A 620-nucleotide genomic window follows, 5' to 3' on the forward strand; every position below is an offset into this window, starting at 1 on the left:
TGTTTTCGCCTGTGGCGCAGCGGCTTCCCCGGGGTGCCACACTGTTTGTAAGTGGCTGCAACAAACGTGTCTCAGATCACTAACCATCAGGGTCCGGCCCTGATATTCGGCACCGCGGCGTGGTGCAGTGGGCCCTGACACCCACGAATCACACCTCGAGTGGAGCCCCGCATGAACCGCCGCACCAGAAAACCCGCCCTCATCGCCGCGAGCATGATCGCCGGCAACGCGTTCCTCGCGCTCGGTGCCGCCGCCATGCACAGCGGCAACGATGTCGCCATCGAGAACACCGTCAGCTCGGCCTCGCTCGTGGACTGCAGCACCTCCAGTGGCTCCGCGGGCTCGGGCAGTGGCTCAGCAGGCTCGACTACCGGCTCCGTAGGATCACTGGCTCTCGGATCGGCAGGCTCATCGGGATCACACAGCACCGAATGCCCGCTCGGTCCGACAGGCCCCACAGGTCCGACGGGCCCAGCCGGGCCGGAAGGCCCGCAGGGCGAGACGGGTCCCACTGGTCCGCAGGGGCCCCAGGGCGAGACAGGGCCAGCCGGTCCTACGGGCGAGCAGGGCGTGCAGGGCTTGCAGGGCGAGACGGGGCCCACGGGCGCGGATGGCGCGAC

At 68.9% G+C, this 620-nt stretch carries 1 pseudogene; it reads left to right on the plus strand.

Going from position 1 to position 620, the window contains the following annotated elements:
- Positions 1-171: 171 nt before the first annotated feature.
- Positions 172-620: pseudogene (locus HT102_RS16215) on the plus strand (hypothetical protein); the annotation flags it as partial.

It is taken from the genome of Lolliginicoccus lacisalsi (genome assembly GCF_014841105.1).
GTDB classification, from domain to species: domain Bacteria; phylum Actinomycetota; class Actinomycetes; order Mycobacteriales; family Mycobacteriaceae; genus Lolliginicoccus; species Lolliginicoccus lacisalsi.